Source organism: Microcystis aeruginosa LEGE 91341 (genome assembly GCF_015206885.1).
Lineage (GTDB): Bacteria > Cyanobacteriota > Cyanobacteriia > Cyanobacteriales > Microcystaceae > Microcystis > Microcystis aeruginosa_H.
Window position 1 is genome coordinate 1 of record NZ_JADEXY010000084.1, and the last position, 19,220, is coordinate 19,220.

Below are 19,220 nucleotides of genomic sequence, written 5' to 3' on the forward strand. Positions count from 1 at the left end.
TCGCTTCGCTTTCGCTTTGCTTCAACCGCGCATTTACCAATGTATCTAACTTCCCCTGGTTTGTCAACCCCTTTTGGCAAAATTTTTTGATCTTTTTTCTATCCCTTGCTCCGTAAGCCTTTCAGCTTTTAGGGGTTTTTGGTAGTCCTTCGCTCAGAACTGTCGGTGCGGCCACTTTAGTTTACTTGTACTAAATATTTCCCTCAATTTAATTTTTTCTTCAGTACCTCTCGATCGCTGGGTCAATTTTGGGGTATGGTTCCTTGAGAATGTATTTTCTGAAAGGAAAACCCTCATGTCTCGCCGCGCTGCTTTACAATCCTATTTACTGGTGCGTTTACTCCTAGCTCCCTTGATGTTATGGACGATCGTGACGGTGGTTTTTCTGCTGATGCGTGTTGCCCCCGGTGATCCCACGGATGCGATTTTAGGCAACCGCGCTCCTGAAAATGCCAAAAATGCCCTAAGAGAACAGTTAGGACTGAATAAACCCCTATTTTTTCAGTACCTAGACTATATTTTCAATCTAATGCGTCTCAACTTAGGAGACTCTTTAACCAGTAAGGGGGTGACAGTATGGGAGATTATTGCTAAACATTTTCCAGCGACGGTGGAACTAACTTTTTATGGAATGCTAATTGCGGTGATAGTGGGGGTGGGATTGGGAATTATCACCGCTTCCCGTCCGAATACCCCCTTAGATGCGGGGGGACGTTTATTTGGACTGATAACCTATTCCTTGCCGATTTTTTGGGTGGGAATGCTCTTACAGCTAATTTTTGCGGTACAGTTGCGCTGGTTTCCTTTGGGGACTCGTTTTCCTTTGAGTGAGACTCCACCCCAGACAATTACGGGTTTATACACCTTTGATAGTCTGATGACTCTACAACTAGATAAATTACCTACAGCGTTGTATTATCTGGCGTTACCTAGTTTTACTCTCGGCATTCTGTTGAGTGGGATTTTTGAACGGATGGTGCGAGTTAATCTGAAACAAACTTTGCAAGCGGACTATGTAGATGCGGCAAAAGCGAGAGGAATACCAGAAAAAACGATTATGATTGCCCATGCGCTGAAAAATGCCCTAATTCCCGTAATTACTGTCTTAGGATTAACTTTTGCGGCTCTTTTAGGTGGTGCAGTCTTGACGGAAGTTACTTTTTCTTGGCCGGGTTTGGGAAATCAGTTATATCGTGCGATTTCTCTGCGGGATTACCCAACAGTGCAGGGATTAATGGCTTTTTTTGCGACAATAGTGGTCTTTGCCAGTATTTTGATCGATCTAATCAATGCTTACATTGATCCTCGCATCCGTTATTAATCAGGGAAGTGGGGAAGTGGGGAAGTGGGGAAGTGGGGACAAGGAAGAGGGACTTTGAGCATTTGCACTAATATCTTATAAAGCAATAGGTCTATTAAATCTTGTCTCAGCTAGGGCAATAGTCGTGATCGCTTCGGTAATGGCACTCGACATAAAAATTAGCTCACCAATCTAGATAAAATTTCTCGATGAATTAAAGCTCGATCGATTAAAAAATGTTTGCGATCGCTAGTTAATCTCTCTCCATTGGCATAAAAATTAATCCAAGCATTACTAATATCATTAACTGCCTCTGGTAACTGATCTAATTCCCAACCCTGCATCGGTACTTCGGCAATTAATCGCGACACTTTCGGATCATAACTAAGGGCAAAACAACGACAATCTTCTGCTGCGGCCATAATCAAGCTATGAAAGCGCATTCCGATCACCATTTCTACCCCGCGAAATAAGCCTTTTAACTGTCTTGGATCCTCTAAACTAATGATTTGATGATTTTCCCTTAATTGACGGGCTACAGCTTCACAGAGGGGCAAATCCCGCGACTTTTGAAAAGGGACTAAGAGAATAAACGCCCCGGTACTAATTTGTAAATCAATTAAAGCTTGGGTTAATTTATCTAATTTTGCCGGGGTTAATAGGGGATGGGGACGTAAATTGACGGCGATTCTTGGGGCGGGTAAATCCGATAATCCCTTGACTGATTGAGCCTCTAAAGCCCATACTGGATCGGGGGCAACAATGGGACGAATACCCCAATCAGCGACTAAATGAGCCGATATATCATCGCGCACAGTAACTAAACTACATTGTTTTAAGACTTTTTTGGTTAACCAACGAGTAAAAGGTCTATTTAATGGTCCAATTCCCTGGCCCCAAGCAATAGTTTTTAAGCCCAATAATTGAGCAAGAGCCATTAAACCACCGTAATACATTGGACTGGCAAAACTGGTGACATCCTGCATTAAACTGCCGCCACCCCAGATAAATATATCGGCTTTTTTAAGAGTTTGAAAAACTTGCCACCAATCCCGACTAGGACAGGTTTCCACCCCATAACGTTGACTGGTTTCTCTGGGATTATTTGACAAAACAATAGGTTTAATTTCTGACGGCAGCATCTGCAATAGAGACACTAATAATGCCTCATCTCCTCCGTTTCCTCTCCCATAATATCCACAAATTACTGCACGCATATATTCAGTTATCAGTTATCAGTTATCAGTTATAAGTTATCAGATTTTTTATGCTCACTCCCCTAATTCATAATTCATAATTCATAATTCCCACTAACCACTGATCACTGTTTACTGATATAGCGTTTTTCAGTCGGCTGAGGTACAAAAGTTATGGGTTTTAGGCAAAAGGCAAGAGGCAAAAGGCAAAAGGGAAGAAAAATAGGTGTACCTCACTAGCTTAGGAAACACTATAACTGATCACTGATTTAGTCGTCCATTTGCCAGGGTTCGGTGATGTTTTTTTCATCAAGGATATTTTTGGCTCTTAAAATCAAGACCAATTCACCTAAGATGGTGACATCGGGGGAACTATCAAACCATTGTAAAAAAACGGCATTATCCTTCTCCACTAGATAATAATTGTTCACGTCCCATTCGGCAAAAACTCGATCGATCACTAATAACACTTCCTCAGATCTGGTGGCAATCGATCGAGGTAATTGATCACTAGGCCATAAAATAGCTACAGGATCGATCGCCTTGAGAATTGCTTGCCAACCGGGGAGAGGGACAATCGTTTGTTTATCCCCCACCGTTACCAATCGAAAAGGCTCCTCGACGCTCAAACTTTCTGTGCATTTTATATCAGTTACCGTCACTGGAAATCTTCCTACTAAAGGAATAATTCTGGCTAATTCGTCCTCATCCTGTAAGCGATGGACGGGCAGCAACGGTGCGCTACGGGTGGGAGTAACGGTAAAATCTTGTAATAAAGACTCGATCGCCTGTCTGGCCGAGTCAGAATGGGCAAATTTCAAACCTTTAGCGATTAATTTCGCTCTTTCGGCTAAATCCCGCTTTTGTTTGCCTCGTTTCCAACACTGGTAAGCGATCGCATCTCCTGGATGACGAGTAAATTCACTGGGAATCTGGGATAAACGGGAAAAATCTTGGATAGCTTTGGCGATATCGTGTGCTTCAGCCACCTCAATCCTTTTTTCTGCCGCTAATTTCGCTGCCCCCAATCTTTGTTCTTGGTTGAGAATCCGCAATTCGTATAGCACATCACTACGCGGCCCGATGTAGTAACTTAACAAATCTTCATCTGCCCCCGCTTTGATTAAACTCTCAAAAACTTGGGCAGCGACAATAATTAAATTTTGTTGGGCATTTTGAAAACCGGTTTGTTCAAAAATTAACTGGGAATCGTAGCCAGCTTTTTGCAGTTTTTGACATTTTTGCCCCCAATTCACCCAATTTCCTTCTTTATGAAGCAGCGATCGCATTAATTCGGTCGCTTCCGTTTCGCTGATTCGATCATCCGTACTGCGAGGCTGTTCTGTCATAGACAACTTGATCAAGCTACAATAACTAAAATTTATCTAATCCCTAAAAAATCTTCAATAGCAATTAAGGTTAACAGGATAGACTAGATAGTAACAGGATAGCTGACAATCACCCCCTTCGTACCTGTTAGGGCAAGTTTATCTTCAATGTCTAGATTAAGAGTTAATGGAAGCATTCCCCCCTCGTCCACAACTAACCCCAGTCAAAGGACGATGAAAACCAAGCGTCACCCCAAAGATAGCGCCTTGGGTTTAGTCTCTACCCTCAGTTTTCCGGCGATCGTCGGGACGGCGGATATGATGCTAAAATCGGCAGAAGTTACCCTCGTGGGTTACGAAAAAATTGGCGGTGGTCACTGTACGGCGATCGTGCGTGGTAATATTGCCGATGTGCGGTTAGCAGTGGAAGAAGGGGCAAAAACCGCCGCACAGTTCGGACAATTGGTATCTAAATCGGTTATTCCCCGACCGATGCCCAATTTAGAGGTAATTTTCCCAATTGGTAGCCGTTTAGCTGAAATTGCCCAAAGTCAACGGGGTTTCAGCAAACTGAGCAATATGTCGATCGGTCTCTTGGAAACCCGAGGTTTTCCTGCTATGGTGGGGGCAGCGGATGCCATGTTAAAATCGGCCGATGTGCAGTTAGCTTCCTACGAAACAATTGGGGATGGTTTGTGTACGGCCATTATCCGGGGTTCCGTCGCTAATGTGGCCGTAGCCATTGACGCGGGAATGCGGGAAGCAGAGAAAATCGGTGAACTGCACGCGGTGATGATTATTCCCCGTTTATTGGAAGATTTAGAACATACCCTACCGGTGGCCAGCTACTGGTTAGAAACCCCCGAACCTTTACCGATGTTGTTACCCAATACTGTCCGGGAAAAACAACGGGAATTAGTCGCTTTACCAGAATTGGAAAAAACCAAAATACCGATTCGTCGCCAAGAAATGCAGGAAAAAGTGTTAGAAGAAGTGATTCCCGTGGAAGTTATCACCGATGAGGACATTTATTAATTTTTATTTTCAACTTTGCTCCTGTACTGCTAAAGGTACAGGAGCAAAGGGTTGAATTAGGGTTTGCGGCAAAAAGTTTGTTGGTTGGTGTGGATTTCCAGGTAAAAAATCTTTAGAGAAGCCCCCGACAATTAAATGAATTGAATAATTATAAATTTTTGTCAAGGGGTGCGGTCAGATCGAAGAATCATCGGTAGAATTAGCCTAATTGTCAGGAATTTAGTTAAACAAGGTTTTTGGCAATATACTAATCTAGCTAACACGCTTTTGGGCGTGATATACGGAAAACTTCTTGTGATTGCGCCTAAATAGAATAGCGAAAGTTGACCCATACCGTTACTCTGGAGAGTGTTATACATAAAGTTTCCGTATAATTTTTAGTTATAGATACATTATCTGTAGCAGAAAGTGGCAGATTTAAGTAAAGAAAAGGCACAATATGACTAAAAAGAATCAATCAAAAAGATTAACGAATCAACATAAAGAGTCTAAAGGTGTGGTTGGTATATTTGGAGATGAAGCAAAATCACACGACATAACTGTTGGAAAAATTTCACTTTTTGTAATTGAACAGCTTGAAAAGGATTTTCCTCAATTATCTTTTCAATACAAAAAGAGCATAAAAAAAGAAGAAATAAACGAAGCATTAAAGAAAATTGACCCTGAATTAGGACAAACACTTTTTGTATCAAATTAAAGTATTATACCCGATGGTGGAATAATAGAAGTAAAAGATGATAACGGTAATTGGAGAATCGTTTTAGTTTCGGAAGCTAAACATCAGGGGAAAGACATTGAAAACATCAAAGCAGGAAAACTTGTAGGAGCAAAAAATGATCAAGATTTGATGGCTGCCGGTAATGCGATAGAAAGATCCCATAAAAACATATCTGAAATAGCTAATTTGATGTTATCCGAATCTCATTTTCCCTATGTATTATTTCTGGAAGGCTCAAATTTTTTAACAGAAACTATTTCAATTAAAAGACCCGATGGAAGGGTTGTAACGCTTGAATACAATTCAGGAACGCTAAATAGATTAGATAGGTTAACTTCTGCAAATTATGGAATGCCCATTAATACCAATTTGTGTAAAAATAAGTTTGTCAAGCATAAAGATAAAACAATTATGCTTCAAGCAACTTCTATATACACACAAGGAAATGGCGAAAAATGGGATGTCAAAAAAATGTTTGATATTATGCTTGAAATTTCTAAAACCTCTCTTAAAGTATTAGGCAGTGAGATATTTAATCAGATAACCAAAAGTAAATAACTAAAACAAAGATTTATTAAATTAAAATAGGTTGAAAATGGCAAGAAATGCAACAAACGAATTATTACAAAAAGCTAAAAAATCAAAAAGCGACGAGTTTTATACACAGCTTTCAGATATAGAAAGCGAATTACAGCATTATAAAAGTCATTTTGAAAATCAAGTAGTTTATTGCAATTGCGATGACCCCCGAATTAGTAACTTTTTTAATTATTTTACCTCAAATTTCAAGGAATTAGGTCTTAAAAAAATAATAACATCTTGTTATAGAGAGCAAGTAAAAAATTTATTTAATACAGAAGAAGATGAAAAAGGTTTTTTCTTTGAATATACAGGTACAGAAGGCGAAAAAAACAAACCAAGTTCAACTGACCTAGTTTACTTTAATGGAGATGGTGATTTTCGTAGTTCGGAAAGCATTGAACTATTAAAGCAGTCCGATATTGTTGTTACCAATCCCCCATTTTCATTATTCAGAGAGTATGTAGCTCAATTGGTTAAATACGATAAAAAGTTTTTGATAATTGGAAATATTAATGCAATAACCTATAAAGAAATTTTCAAACTTATTAAAGAAAACAAGGCGTGGTTAGGAATAAATCTTGGTAGAGGTATTTCAGGTTTTATTGTACCTGAACACTATGAACTATATGGAACAGAAACTCGAATAGATAACTCTGGTAATAGAATAATCTCACCGAACAATTGTTTATGGCTTACTAATTTAGATAATTTTAAGCGGCACGAAGATATAAAACTTACAAAAAGATATTTTGGCAACGAAGTTCAATATCCAAAGTATGACAATTATGATGGAATTAATGTTAATAAAACGCAAGATATACCAATAGACTATAAGGGATATATGGGGGTGCCAATAACATTTTTACATAAATTTAATCCCGAACAATTTGAAATAATTAAATTCAGGAAAGGGAATGATGATAAAGATTTATCAGTAAATGGGAAATGTCCGTATTTTAGAATACTAATCAAGAATAAACGAATACAAACTGAATATATTGATTTAACTGACAAAGAAAGATAAGGTATAACAAATCGTTGTACCTGACATTTTTCCGCTACGATCCAAAATATAGGTGAACTCGATCGTTATGCTCCAAAGCTAGTGCGATGTCGAAGGCACTGGGTAGCACCCCTAGTGCGATGCCGAAGGCACTGCGTAGCAGATCGCAATCTTGTAGCCGTAGGGTGCGTTCCCTAACGTGGTTCCTACTGCTCCAGCGCTCGATTTTGGGGAACGCACCATGCACATTGATTGAAACTGTGGGTTTAAGTGCGGTCGCCGATCTTAATAAGCTACATTAACAACAATACTTATGGTGGAAATCCAATCAGAAGTTCGTTTTTCTGGTCGTTATTTCCCTTTGAGCAAGTGCATGATTAGAATCCTTAATCTACTGATAATTTTGCGTTTTTCACTGCGTCCCATTGATTCAAGTTCTTCAATTAAGTTTTCTAGATCAAGGTCTTTTAGTCCGCCGTTTTTGAGTTAGTTTACGGTTTGCTCCATCCATTGGTTAAAGTCTGTATCATAACTATAGCGTTTTTCAGTCTGCTGAGGTACAAAAGTTATGGGTTTTAGGCAAAAGGCAAAAAAGAAGAAAAATAGGTGTACCTCACTAGCTTAGAAAACACTATAAATCCGTTGAATATAGGCTACATATCAGGACAGGAAATAGGGGCAATAGATAATCAGTCTTTAATAACTGGATTTAGTATCATTAAGCTCACTAACAAGAACGTTTTTTGCTCCCTTCTCCCCACTCCTCACTCCCTCACCCCTAGCCTCCAATCCCGATACTTTTAACTGGCTGTTAACTTAGTCATAACTTGCATACTGTATAATCCCTATGTCAAGTGTCTGTAATAAAATTTAACCTAATCAAGGTTTGAGTATCAGTTTTGACTTTATTCCTGAAAATATGAGTATTTCTCGCCGTAATTTCCTCACCTTTTTAACTGCCACTGCTGGTGTCTCTTTTTTCAGTCTGCAAGAGAAAAAATATTCCTCTCTGATTAGCAGTCCTGCGATCGCTGCCAATAGTTTTGGCTTAAACTTTTCTCCAGTCAAACTGCCAATTCCCTTAAAAATTGACGGTATGAGCGATGAAAGCCAAAAAAATGCCTATCAAACCTATAAAGTCCTAGATGATCTCGTTCTTCCGCAAGGATTCACCTATGATGTGCTAGCACAGTGGGGGGATAAAGTGGGTGATTCCCGTTTCGGTTATAACAATGATTATCTATCTTTTATCGAAACCAGTCCGGGTCAAGGTTATCTAACCGTTAATTTTGAATATATCAGTGGTCGTACTTGGCTACAAACCTTTGAACAAGTGATCGGTAAAACCCTACCCGTCAAGGAAGTACGGGAAAAAACGAACGAAAAGGGCGAAATTGCCGCCTATAAACTGCAAGATGCCAGCTTAAGGGCAAAAATCGAGGAAATCTCCCTAGAAGGCTTAATTGATCAGGGAATTGGCGTAATTTCCCTGGCTAAAGATGCAACGGGAAAATGGCAACGTACCTATAGTAAAGCCGATCGCCGCATTACCGGTATCTCTGGACTAAAGGACGGCCGCTACCTGAAAGCGACCGGTCCTGCTGTAGCAATTTTTACCAAAACCGATAAACTTGGCTACGATGACGGATTAGGGGCAAAAATTATCGGAACATTTCAAAATTGCGCCGGGGGAACAACTCCCTGGGGGACAGTATTTAGTGCCGAGGAAAACTTTCAAGACCAAGTGACGGAGGTAGTGTTAAAAGATGGTTCCTCTTTGCATCCCGATACTACTCCCTTTATTCTCAATAGTGGGGAAGTGGATGGCCGGGGTAACGTTTTTGGGTTAGCGGGAAATAAATACGGTTGGATGGTGGAGGTGGATCCTGCCAATCCCGACGATTATGGCACAAAACACACTTGGTTAGGGCGTTTTCGCCATGAAGCGGTCGCTTTTCTCGCTCAAACGGGACAATCCTTGGCGGTTTATTCAGGATGCGATCGCAGAGGCGGTCATGTCTATAAATTCGTTTCCGAGGGCAAAATTAGCGATATTAAGCAGAAAAATAACTCAAAACTCCTAGAAAAAGGAATGCTCTACGGGGCGAAATTCAACCCCGATAAAACCGGTTATTGGATATCCTTAAATCCCGACACGGAGATCAATCCTGTCCTACCGAGTCAAATTGCCGCTAGTCGCGGGGATGGGGTGGTAGCTTTGCCGAATCCCGAAAGAACGGTCAATGAGACTAAATTACTGCTATTTAAGGACGATGAGGAGATTCTAGCCTACAAAGCTAAATATAAGACCCTCGCAGACCTGTATGAAGGTAATGGAACGGAAAAACAGGGAGCAATTCTCATCGATGCTCATTTTGCCGCTAACGCCGCTGGGATCACTTGTACTGGTCGGCCAGAAGATACGGAAGTGGACGAGAATGGCACTTTATATATGACCTTTACCTCTGGTAGTCCCAGTGAAGCGGAGGGAGGGGCCGATAAGGAGATATTTAAGGGACCAAATGGCGAAATCCCCTACGAATTTGGTTGGATTATCAGCTTAAGGGAAGATAATAATGATGCTGCTTCCCTAAGTTTTCGTTGGGATGTGGTCGCTTACGGGGGGGAACCGACAGAGAAGGGTGCGGGTTTTTCTAATCCCGATAACCTCGCGTTCGATCAACAGGGAAATCTCTGGATGGTTAGCGATATTTCTACGGGTGGGTTAAATCGAGAGATGAAAACTCGTTATCCCCAAGGGGTTCCGGTTAGTCAACGGGATTTATTGGGGATTTTTGGTAATAATAGCGCTTGGGTGTTTGCCAAGGGTCAAGAGCATCCCTATCCTTTTGCTATCGCTCCCATGGATGCGGAATTAACGGGATTGTACTTTACTCCCGACCAAGAGACGTTATTTTTGGCAGTACAACATCCGGGAGAAGCGGGGGGAATTCGTCGGGATTTGGCCTTTGAAAACCGCAAATTTGCCCTGAAAACCACTAATGGACAGGAATTTGAACAAATGCGACAAGTACCACTAGGATCGAATTGGCCCAGTGGTCAAGTTAATCAACCTCCCCGGCCAGCAGTGGTGGCAATTCGCCGAATCCAGTCAAAATAGGTGAGGGAAGTGGGGAAGTGGGGAAGTGGGGAGAATAAAGAAATAGATTGTTTCCTTGGAGTAGAAAAGCGATATTTTTCAGGAAAAATCGTTAAATTAAGGATTTTAAGGGCAAGGTCGCCATTAAAATCTCACTTTTGCCGGAGATATGTTGTGATTTTGTCCTTGAGTTTGCCAAAGATGGGCTTACTATGAGAGTAGGGGGAAAAAAGATAATTTTAGCGATCGATTAACAATGACTAGGGATCTCTGTAGGATTTTATTGATAGAGGACGAACCGACGACTGTTAAATTAATCCAGAGATTGCTGTCAAAGGCCCCCCAATGTTCTCTGGCTGAGGGGCTGACTTTTACCCTCACCCAAGCTCAGGATTTACAGGAAACTGCCGAAAAACTGGCAGGGGAGAAATTTGATCTCATCCTCTTAAGCTTGGAAATCTCCGTCCCCCCCGGTTTAAATATTCTAGTCAAAACCAGAGAATTAGCCGCTGCTATACCGATAGTGGTTCAAACTACTAGCAATGATGAGAAATTAGTCGTTAGAGCCTTTCAACTGGGTGCTGATGGTTATATTCAGTTAAATAATATCGATAGTAGTCTTTTAGTCTATCAAATTCGTGTGGCAATCGAGCGTCAGCAATATATCCTCAATCTTAAACATCAACAACAAGAAGAAGAATTTCGCGAACTGGAACAGTTAATCAAGGGAGGACAAACTAGCATCACGGCGAAAATGTTCGGTTCTGAGGCAATAAGGCAGAGTATTCCCGATATTTTTCAAGAATTAGTCCAAAATTACGGAGATTTATTAGATTTAGCTTTAGAAGAACAAGCATACAAAGTGGAACATAATCTATCGGAACGACTGCGAAGCTTGGCCGATAAGTTAGGATTCTTAAAAGCTAGTCCTCGCGATGTGGTGGACATTCATACTACCACCCTACGCCAAAAAAATCAGGATGTCACCCTAGCCAAAGCGCAGGCCTACGTTAGCGAAGGTCGTCTCATGGTCTTGGAATTGATGGGTTATCTCGTCTCTTTCTATCGTAAATACTATATCGGTCTCAGCAACATTAAACTGTTCAATAACACGCAATCATGAGTCAATATCTTCTCAAACTCTACATTATGGGTGATTCAAGTAAATCCCAGAGGGCGATCGCCAATATTTTTCGGATCTGTCGCGAGGAGTTGTCGGATCTTTATACGGTAGAAATAATTGATGTTCTCGAACAGCCGCAATTAGCGGAACAGGATAAAATTCTCGTAACTCCTACTTTAGTCAAACAACTTCCCCCACCCCTACAACGAATTATCGGTGATATGTCCAATACCCAAAAGGTTCTCCTCGGTTTGGATGTTATTCCCAAAGACTCCCATCTCAATTAGGATTCACCTAAAAATTCTTCTGGTTAGGTTTTTGCTCGCTAATAAGTAGATAAGTACCTAAGCAAAATTAATTACACATTTCGATGAAGCTTTTGCCTCTTGCCTATCTTCACTGGGAAATTAATTTTGCACGACTACTTAGCTGAAAATCAATAGTCATCCCCATCATAGCAAAGACTGGACACGATCGAGCGGCCAGTAAACTTTATAGGCTTGACCAAGTATATAACTTTCTGGCAAAAAACCCCAAGCATGGGAATCAAAACTATGGTTACGATTATCTCCCAAAACAAACAGATTTTTTGGGGGTACAGTCATAAATTCTATTTCATAATTGCCCAACTCGGCGGTGTAGGGTTCCTTGATAACTTGCTGGTTGAGATAAACTTTACCCCTGCGGATTTCAATGGTATCTCCGGCAATAGCGATGACTCGTTTGATAAAAAAATCTCCAGACTTAGGATCTAGTTGCCTAACTTTTTCGGGAGTTCTAAAAACAATTATATCGCCTCTTTCCGCTTGATAATTACCAGATTGACTGACGAAAACGCGATCACCTATTGCGAGGGTAGGTAGCATGGATTCGCTCGGAATCTGGAAAAATTCTATTCTTTGATGGAACCAATCGGGAAAATAATTACAGATAATTCCCCAAGTAAAAATCACTCCCACCATCAGTGCCAAAATGGAACGATAGGTATGACGATGGGGGTGGAATTGATGGGGGAAAGTGTGATACACATGATAAATAGCGATCGCTGTAATTAAAGGGGTAAGAAAGAGGATATTGGTAAAAAAATGATCCATTTTCAGGCTAACCTGGGATATAGTCAGAAAAATTATCCCTAAGATCACCTTATCAGCGTAAAATTGCCCTAAACCTGGCATAATCCGGTTAGCGAAGACAGCAAACCATGGGTTTTTTTGTTTCCGGGGAATTTTCTCTAAGCTGTTATTCTGTCTGGAATCATAAACAGTCCAGTGAGCGTCAAAAATATTGCTAATGTAAACGATAACCAGAGCAACTATTCCCCCTAATCCCCAGCTTACAGGGCCATTGGGGCTAAAAATTGACCAAATTGTCACAATTATTAATATTACTTGAGTGATCGCCCAAATGGTTGCTTTTTGGTTTTTGTTAGCATACCATTGTCCCAAACCGGGGAAGAACATCGAGAGATTGACAGCTAACCAGGGATCTTTTGCTGGTGAATTAGTCGCATCAGGAGGAGAAACAGCCGAAAAAAGGGGGGGTTTGCTCATAGTATATATTTATTGACAATTCAGTGATCAGTAATCAGTAATCAGTGAACAGTAATCAGTAATCAGTAAACAGTAATCAGTAAACAGTAATCAGTAAACAGTAAACAGTAATCAGTGAAAACACATTAAGAATAATACTGATCCCTTAATATATACTACTCACTTAAAACTCAAATCTGATAACTGGTAACTGATAACTGGTAACTGGTAACTGGTAACTGATAACTGATAACTGATAACTGATAACTGATAACTGATAACCACTATAGCAATCAAGAACAATTAATGCTTTTACTGCAATTTAGCACCTCTCATTACTGTCGCAAAGCTCGTTTAGCTCTAGGTTATAAGGGGATTGATTACCAAGTAGAAAATCTCACCCCCGGACTACATATTCTCAAACTCAGTCCCCTAACCAAAGGGTTAACCACTGTCCCCGTTTTAATGGGAGCAGATGAGATTATTGCCGATTCTACTGCCATTTTCAGATATTTAGAAAAGGTAGTTCCTGTCCCCTCTTTTATTCCCGCTGGGGAAAAGGAGAAAAATCAAGCTTGGTTACTAGAGGATTGGTTAGATGAAAGTATTGGAGTAGCGACGAGATTTGTCTATTATGATTATCGCGCTGGAGAGGGAAAAGCGATCGATTCTTCCCTGAGTAGTCAAATAATTATTAAGATCGTGCGACAACAATATAAAATCACCCCAGCAAGGGTAAAACTAGCGGAGGAGCGCCTAGAAAATGCCCTCAAGATTCTAGAATATTGGCAAAATCAGCCCTATTTAGTGGGAGATAAATTAAGTGTAGCCGATATTGCCGCCACTGCCCTACTCAGTCCTCTGGCTCTAATTCCCAGTTATCGTCAAAAATATCCCTGGTTGTTTGCTAGAATCGGGGAAATTCATCAACAGTGTCGAGAAAAATTGCCCCCCGGTTTAAATTAAATGCAGCGAACGACCAAAATTATTATCCTTATCTCTATCGGTTTCTTATCGCCCCTAAAAGCCCTTGCTTTGCCCGCTCCTGAAGATATTCCCGAAGAAGTTTTACGAGCAGAAATTATCACTTCGGCTCGATCGCCCTTGGATAATCAACCCCTAAATGCAGCAGAATATGCCTTACTGGAAGAACAATTAGCCACCAGCATTTATCCCCCTCAAATTAATCCCAAGATTCGACAATTAATTGCCCTGAGAAGATTACAAAAACTCCTCCAGATCTTGATACCTTTTTATCGTTAAGATCAAAATAGCCGCTCTCCTTTAGCAGGAGTGCATCTGCTAACCAAAAAGTTAGAGAGGATTGGCGTAAGGCGATCGCTTTTATCGCCAGCAGACAAAAATCCTGTGTTATGATTAATCAAAAAATCATAAAGTTTTGTAACAAACCTTGACTGCTATCCTCCACCCCCAAGAAAAACCCCTGCTTAATCCTCCCTGGTATTCCCTGTCCCCTCTCTGGCAGGGAGACGAAACCGATGTTAAACAAGGTTTACCCCATAGCCAACTCGCACCTCCTTGGCAGATTTTAATTCTCGGCGATGGTTCTCCCACCCGTCATTTACAACTTTTAACCGGTGAAAAAACGGAAGTGGATGTGATCGATATGTCCCCCATCGGCGACGATGAGGATGGCGCACCGATGAAAATTAGCCTGATTCCGGGACCGAGATTGCGTCGTCAAGTCTGGTTACGCACAGCTAGTGGTCAAAGGTTAGCCTATGCCGCTTCTTGGTGGTCCGCCAATCAAGTGGACGAATATCTAGAAAATCGTTCCCTACCGATTTGGGAAAGTCTCTCGCGGCTGCACACGGAATTGTATCGCGATGTGCAGGGACTTTATTACGGTCATTCCCCAGAATTAGAAATAGCTTTTGGGGAAAAAGGAGCATTTTGGGGTCGTCATTACCTATTTTGGCACGCTCGCCAACCCCTTACCCTGATTTACGAGGTTTTTTCTCCCTATCTCCGTAAATACCTCGGCGAAATGAGAATTGATCAATTAGAATAACTGCCGTAGATATTTCTATGTAGTTCAATTAGCTAATCTTTGGAGAGAATTAAATGATTTTTCTCCGTTAATTTGGCCATCCAACCCGGTTCGATCACAATCGTGCTAATTTTTTCGATAATAATTGCCGGTCCTGCCAGACAATCAAAAGGTTGCAGATCTGAACGCTGATAAATTGGCGTTTCTCGCCATTGATTAGCCATAAAAACCGCTACTCGATCGAGGATAGGGGGTAATTCTTCCATGGGACGGGTGCGAGTTAAAATTGCTTCTTGGGGACTGTCCATAGTCTCGATCAATTCCACGGCGATGGACTCAACAATTAAAGCTTTTTGTTCTTGTTTAAACCCATAACGTCTTTGATGTTCTCGTTCAAAATCCTGACGCATTTGATCGCTAAAATTAACCGCTAAAGTGGCATCACTGCCTTGATATTTTAAACTGACTTGCTGCCGCACCTGATTATAACCCTCTAATTCCCGACCTGCTAAAACTTCTAATTCGTTCATTTCTGGGAGTAACTGCCCGATTAAATCGGCATTTAACGGCTGTTCGATCGCTTTTTCTTTAATTACCCTCAAATCGGCCAAACCCATGCCGTAGGCGCTTAAAACTCCGGCGTAGGGATGGAGAAAAATGCTTTTCATTCCCAGAGTATCGGCAATTAAACAGGCTACTTGACCCCCAGCACCGCCAAAGGTACAAAGAGTATAATCACTGAGATCATAACCCTTTTGCAGAGAGATTTTTTTAATCGCATTAGCCATATTTTCCACGGCAATTTGAATAAACCCCGCAGCCAGCAGTTCAGGACTATTATTACCCCCCATTGTTGCGGCCAATTCTTGAAACTTTATCAGCACAATCTCTCTATCTAGGGGTAAATTTCCCTCTTGTCCAAAAATAGCGGGAAAATAGGCCGCTTGAATTTTTCCTAACAAAACATTAGCATCGGTAATTGTTAAGGGTCCACCCCGTCGATAACAGGCCGGTCCTGGATTAGCTCCGGCACTTTCCGGCCCCACCCGAAAACGATAACCATCATAGACTAAAATCGAACCCCCACCAGCAGCCACGGTGTGAATACTTAACATCGGCGATCGCATTCTTACGCCGGCAATTTCGTTATCTGTTTGCCGCTCGTATTCCCCTTGAAAATGAGAAACATCGGTGCTAGTTCCTCCCATATCAAAACTGATAATTTTGCTAAATCCTGCCCTTAAACTGGTTTGTACTGCGCCAACTATTCCCCCCGCAGGACCAGATAAAATGCTATCTTTACCCTGAAATTTATCGGCGGTGACTAAACCGCCATCGGATTTCATAAATAGTAAGCTAGTTTTCGGTAATTGCTGGCTAATACTATCAACATAGCGGCGTAAAATTGGCGATAGATAGGCAGAAACTACTGTGGTATCTCCCCGGGATACCAGTTTCATTAAAGGACTGACTTGGTGGGAAATGGCTAGATGAGTAAAGCCGATTTCTTCGGCAATGGCTGCCACTTGTTTTTCGTGGTCAGGATAACGATAACCGTGCATAAAAACAATCGCACAACTTCGGATACCCGCTTGATAAACTGGTATTAAATCGGCTTTAACTTGGTCGGGATTAACGGCGATTAATTCTCGTCCTTGACTATCGTAGCGTTCGGCCACTTCGATAACTTGTTCGTATAATAAAGAAGGAAGAATAATTTGACGAGCAAAAATATCGGGGCGATTTTGATAGCCAATTCTCAAGGCATCTTTAAAACCTTTGGTGATTAACAAAACTGTGCGCTCTCCCTTTCTTTCTAACAGCGCATTGGTGGCTACCGTTGTTCCCATTTTAATCACTTCGATGTTATCTAGGAAACCGCTAATATCTTTAATGCCTTGAATGACTGCATCTGGGTATTTTTCGGGATTTTCCGAGAGCAGTTTATAGAGAACAATCCACTGTTGATCGGCAAGGGGAACAATCAGAAATCTAGCGGCATCTCTAGCTAGTCGTTCAATAATTTCTGGTTGATCGATTATCGCCACGATATCGGTAAAAGTTCCCCCTCGATCGATAAAAAATTTTAACATAATCCCTCCCAGTTCTCAGAATCAATTAACAATTGTGCCTAATCCTTTTAAAATAAACTAGATTGATCTATCTGAGTAAGCAAAATGTCCACAGGAATCGCTATTTTAGGGGTAGGACGTTGGGGAGTACATTACGTCCGTCATTTTTCTCAACATCCCTCAGCACAAGTGGTGGCGATCGTTGACTCCTCCCCTGAAAAACTCTGTCTCTGTCGCGATCAATTTAATCTCGATACTAATAAGGTTATTTTAGCCAATGACTGGGAATCTATTCGCAATCACCCAGAAATCTCGGCTGTAGTCGTCGTTACTCCTGCCATCAGCCATTATCCCCTGATTAAAGATGCTCTTAATTTAGGTTATCACGTCCTCGCCGAAAAACCCTTAACCCTTAATCCCCAAGAATGTGCCGAATTAACGGAATTAGCGGCGCAAAAACAGCGTATTTTATTAGTTGATCATACCTATCTTTTCCATCCCGCCGTTATCACTGGACAAAAAGTCCTGCAATCCGGGGGTATCGGTAAACCTCTTTATGGTTATGCTACCCGCACTCACCTGGGTCCCGTCCGTCAGGATGTGTCCGCTTTGTGGGATCTAGCTATTCACGATATCTCGATTTTTAATCATTGGTTAAATAGTACACCAATATTGGTACAAGCGAGAGGAACAGTTTGGCTACAACCTAATCTAGCCGATTTAGTCTGGTTAACCCTGATCTATGGCGATGGTTTTCAAGCAACTATTCACCTTTGTTGGTTGAATCCCGATAAACAGCGACGCTTAGGGATAGTTGGCAGCGAAGGGACTTTAATTTTCAATGAATTAGACTCTCGATCGCCTTTAACCCGACAAAAGGGCGATTTTGAACGTCAGGAAGCCTATTTTATTCCCCGGGGACAGGAGACGGAATCTATCCCTATTGCCGATGGTGAACCCCTGAAAGCATTATGCGAACATTTTTTAGAGTCGGTGGCTACGGGTGTCAATTCTCCTGTATCTTCGGGATCGGTAGGGACGGAATTAGTCAAAATCCTCCAAGCAGCAGAATTATCTCTAGCCAGAGGTGGAGAGATTGTACGCTTAGAATAGGGAAAAATGGGGTTGATAAGCTGTTGACTATCACCCGGTCGGTGCATAGCATGGATGGTCAGTTTATCGGCGACCATATAGTTAGTAAGACTTATATGAAGGGAATCCAAACCTACAAATAGATGTTATACTAAATCTGGTTATTAAAGACTGATTATTTATTCCCCTTTTTGCATGAGTACATGAGTAGAAAACGGGTTTCTCCGAGAAACCCGTTTTCTGTGCGTTACTCAACGGATTTAGTATTAAAGCTTTAGATGAGCGATTGACCCCTGAAATCAAGGGATTAACGGCACGGATTGCCTATCAGGAATTACTAACTGGGGGATTTTAATCGCTTTATTTGTCGCCATTTTGGGTGATGCGGCTAAACTTTTTGTTTTTTTTCCCTCCCATTAATCCTTTGATAAAATTCCTTGTAAAAAAGCGGTAGTTTTTAAATCGATCCCTGTAATTGCCGTGCCAACAACTACCGAATATGCACCAACTTCTAGGGCTTTTTTTGCTTCTGTTGGTGTCGATATTCCTCCCTCACAGATAACAGGAACTGATAACTTATTAACTAATTCTCCTAGGAAAGAAAAACTCGGCGGATGCAGCTGTTTAGTTGCTTCTGTGTAACCGTAAAGAGTTGTACCGACAATATCAGCACCAGCTGCCACGGCATAAATAGCACTTTCGATCGAGTCTATATCTGCCATGACTAATTTACCAGTTTCCTGATGAATACGATCGATAATTGTGGCTAAATTTTCATCATCGGGGCGCTTTCTGGGGGTAGCATCCAAGGCAATTATATCGGCACCCGCATCGGCAATGGCGAGAGCATCTTGATATTTGGGAGTAATATATACCGAACAATCGCGATAATTGCGTTTCCAGAGTCCAATTATTGGTATATCTGGCAATTGTTGACGGGTGGCTTTCAGATGAGCGGGACTGTCAATTCTTACCCCACAAGCACCCCTATCCACACAAGCATGAGCCATGGCGGCAATAATTACAGGATCGTGCAGAGATGACTCCACCGGCGCTTGACAGGAGACGATTAAACCCGATTTTAAGGTTTCTATTCTCATAAATTGGGGTAGTGGGGTAGTGGGGTAGTGG

Annotated in this window: 15 protein-coding genes and 3 pseudogenes; 12 read left to right on the plus strand and 6 right to left on the minus strand. The window is 41.5% G+C overall.

Going from position 1 to position 19,220, the window contains the following annotated elements; all coding sequences use genetic code 11:
• Positions 1 to 295: 295 nt before the first annotated feature.
• Positions 296 to 1,321 carry an ABC transporter permease gene (locus tag IQ234_RS13495; protein WP_193957472.1) on the plus strand — a complete coding sequence of 342 codons (1,026 nt, stop codon included), beginning with the start codon at positions 296 to 298 and terminating at the stop codon, positions 1,319 to 1,321.
• Between the two features lie 158 nt (positions 1,322 to 1,479).
• On the opposite strand, the gene csaB is transcribed toward IQ234_RS13495, so the two are convergent.
• Both csaB and raf1 read right to left on the minus strand, forming a co-directional pair.
• Positions 1,480 to 2,517: a polysaccharide pyruvyl transferase CsaB gene (csaB, locus tag IQ234_RS13500; RefSeq protein ID WP_193957473.1), complete on the minus strand. Its 1,038-nt coding sequence runs from the start codon at positions 2,515 to 2,517 to the stop codon at positions 1,480 to 1,482.
• 248 nt (positions 2,518 to 2,765) lie between these two features.
• Complete coding sequence (gene raf1 / locus IQ234_RS13505) at positions 2,766 to 3,845, minus strand: RuBisCO accumulation factor 1 (protein ID WP_052275706.1); 1,080 nt, start codon at positions 3,843 to 3,845, stop codon at positions 2,766 to 2,768.
• A 213-nt stretch (positions 3,846 to 4,058) separates the two neighbouring features.
• Between raf1 and IQ234_RS13510 the strand changes: the two genes are divergently transcribed.
• The 3 genes and pseudogenes from IQ234_RS13510 (at position 4,059) to IQ234_RS13520 (ending at position 7,183) form a co-directional block, all read left to right on the plus strand.
• Positions 4,059 to 4,859, plus strand: coding sequence for a BMC domain-containing protein (locus tag IQ234_RS13510; RefSeq protein ID WP_036402228.1), 801 nt, complete (start codon positions 4,059 to 4,061; stop codon positions 4,857 to 4,859).
• A 439-nt stretch (positions 4,860 to 5,298) separates the two neighbouring features.
• A pseudogene (locus tag IQ234_RS13515) lies at positions 5,299 to 6,135 on the plus strand (EcoRI family type II restriction endonuclease).
• A gap of 37 nt (positions 6,136 to 6,172) precedes the next feature.
• Positions 6,173 to 7,183 (plus strand): adenine-specific methyltransferase EcoRI family protein, encoded by a 1,011-nt coding sequence (locus IQ234_RS13520; protein WP_193957475.1) that lies wholly within the window; start codon positions 6,173 to 6,175, stop codon positions 7,181 to 7,183.
• Positions 7,184 to 7,513: 330 nt separating this feature from the next.
• On the opposite strand, the pseudogene IQ234_RS13525 reads toward IQ234_RS13520, so the two are convergent.
• Positions 7,514 to 7,636, minus strand: a pseudogene (locus IQ234_RS13525) (DUF29 family protein); the annotation flags it as partial.
• Between the two features lie 445 nt (positions 7,637 to 8,081).
• Between IQ234_RS13525 and IQ234_RS13530 the strand changes: the two are divergent.
• The 3 genes from IQ234_RS13530 to IQ234_RS13540 all read left to right on the plus strand — a co-directional run bounded on the left by IQ234_RS13530 (position 8,082) and on the right by IQ234_RS13540 (position 11,672).
• Positions 8,082 to 10,283 (plus strand): PhoX family protein, encoded by a 2,202-nt coding sequence (locus tag IQ234_RS13530; RefSeq protein ID WP_193957476.1) that lies wholly within the window; start codon positions 8,082 to 8,084, stop codon positions 10,281 to 10,283.
• Between the two features lie 235 nt (positions 10,284 to 10,518).
• A complete protein-coding gene (locus IQ234_RS13535; protein WP_193957477.1) occupies positions 10,519 to 11,385 on the plus strand; it encodes a response regulator in 867 nt (288 codons plus the stop codon).
• Positions 11,382 to 11,672, plus strand: a complete 291-nt coding sequence (locus IQ234_RS13540; protein ID WP_002752661.1) for a circadian clock KaiB family protein — start codon at positions 11,382 to 11,384, stop codon at positions 11,670 to 11,672. The genes IQ234_RS13535 and IQ234_RS13540 overlap by 4 nt, the downstream gene beginning before the upstream one ends.
• Before the next feature lie 165 nt (positions 11,673 to 11,837).
• Here IQ234_RS13540 and lepB read toward each other — a convergent pair whose 3' ends face one another.
• Positions 11,838 to 12,935: a signal peptidase I gene (lepB, locus tag IQ234_RS13545; protein WP_193957478.1), complete on the minus strand. Its 1,098-nt coding sequence runs from the start codon at positions 12,933 to 12,935 to the stop codon at positions 11,838 to 11,840.
• A gap of 285 nt (positions 12,936 to 13,220) precedes the next feature.
• Here lepB and IQ234_RS13550 point away from each other — a divergent pair, with 285 nt between their 5' ends.
• The 3 genes from IQ234_RS13550 (at position 13,221) to IQ234_RS13560 (ending at position 14,946) form a co-directional block, all read left to right on the plus strand.
• Complete coding sequence (locus IQ234_RS13550) at positions 13,221 to 13,880, plus strand: glutathione S-transferase family protein (RefSeq protein WP_193957479.1); 660 nt, start codon at positions 13,221 to 13,223, stop codon at positions 13,878 to 13,880.
• Positions 13,881 to 14,177 (plus strand): hypothetical protein, encoded by a 297-nt coding sequence (locus tag IQ234_RS13555; RefSeq protein WP_002767927.1) that lies wholly within the window; start codon positions 13,881 to 13,883, stop codon positions 14,175 to 14,177.
• 148 nt (positions 14,178 to 14,325) lie between these two features.
• Positions 14,326 to 14,946 carry a chorismate lyase gene (locus IQ234_RS13560; protein ID WP_193957480.1) on the plus strand — a complete coding sequence of 207 codons (621 nt, stop codon included), beginning with the start codon at positions 14,326 to 14,328 and terminating at the stop codon, positions 14,944 to 14,946.
• 32 nt (positions 14,947 to 14,978) lie between these two features.
• Here IQ234_RS13560 and IQ234_RS13565 read toward each other — a convergent pair whose 3' ends face one another.
• Entirely contained in the window at positions 14,979 to 17,018 is a 2,040-nt protein-coding gene (locus tag IQ234_RS13565) for a hydantoinase/oxoprolinase family protein (RefSeq protein WP_193957481.1), read from the minus strand.
• 84 nt (positions 17,019 to 17,102) lie between these two features.
• On the opposite strand from IQ234_RS13565, the gene IQ234_RS13570 reads away from it, so the two are divergent.
• Together IQ234_RS13570 and IQ234_RS13575 are read left to right on the plus strand one after the other, a co-directional pair.
• Positions 17,103 to 18,110 (plus strand): Gfo/Idh/MocA family protein, encoded by a 1,008-nt coding sequence (locus IQ234_RS13570; protein WP_193957482.1) that lies wholly within the window; start codon positions 17,103 to 17,105, stop codon positions 18,108 to 18,110.
• A gap of 244 nt (positions 18,111 to 18,354) precedes the next feature.
• Positions 18,355 to 18,509: pseudogene (locus tag IQ234_RS13575) on the plus strand (DUF4164 domain-containing protein); the annotation flags it as partial.
• On the opposite strand, the gene IQ234_RS13580 reads toward IQ234_RS13575, so the two are convergent.
• Positions 18,506 to 19,189, minus strand: a complete 684-nt coding sequence (locus IQ234_RS13580; RefSeq protein ID WP_193957483.1) for an N-acetylmannosamine-6-phosphate 2-epimerase — start codon at positions 19,187 to 19,189, stop codon at positions 18,506 to 18,508. The pseudogene IQ234_RS13575 and the gene IQ234_RS13580 sit on opposite strands and share 4 nt — an antisense overlap.
• Positions 19,190 to 19,220 lie beyond the last annotated feature (31 nt).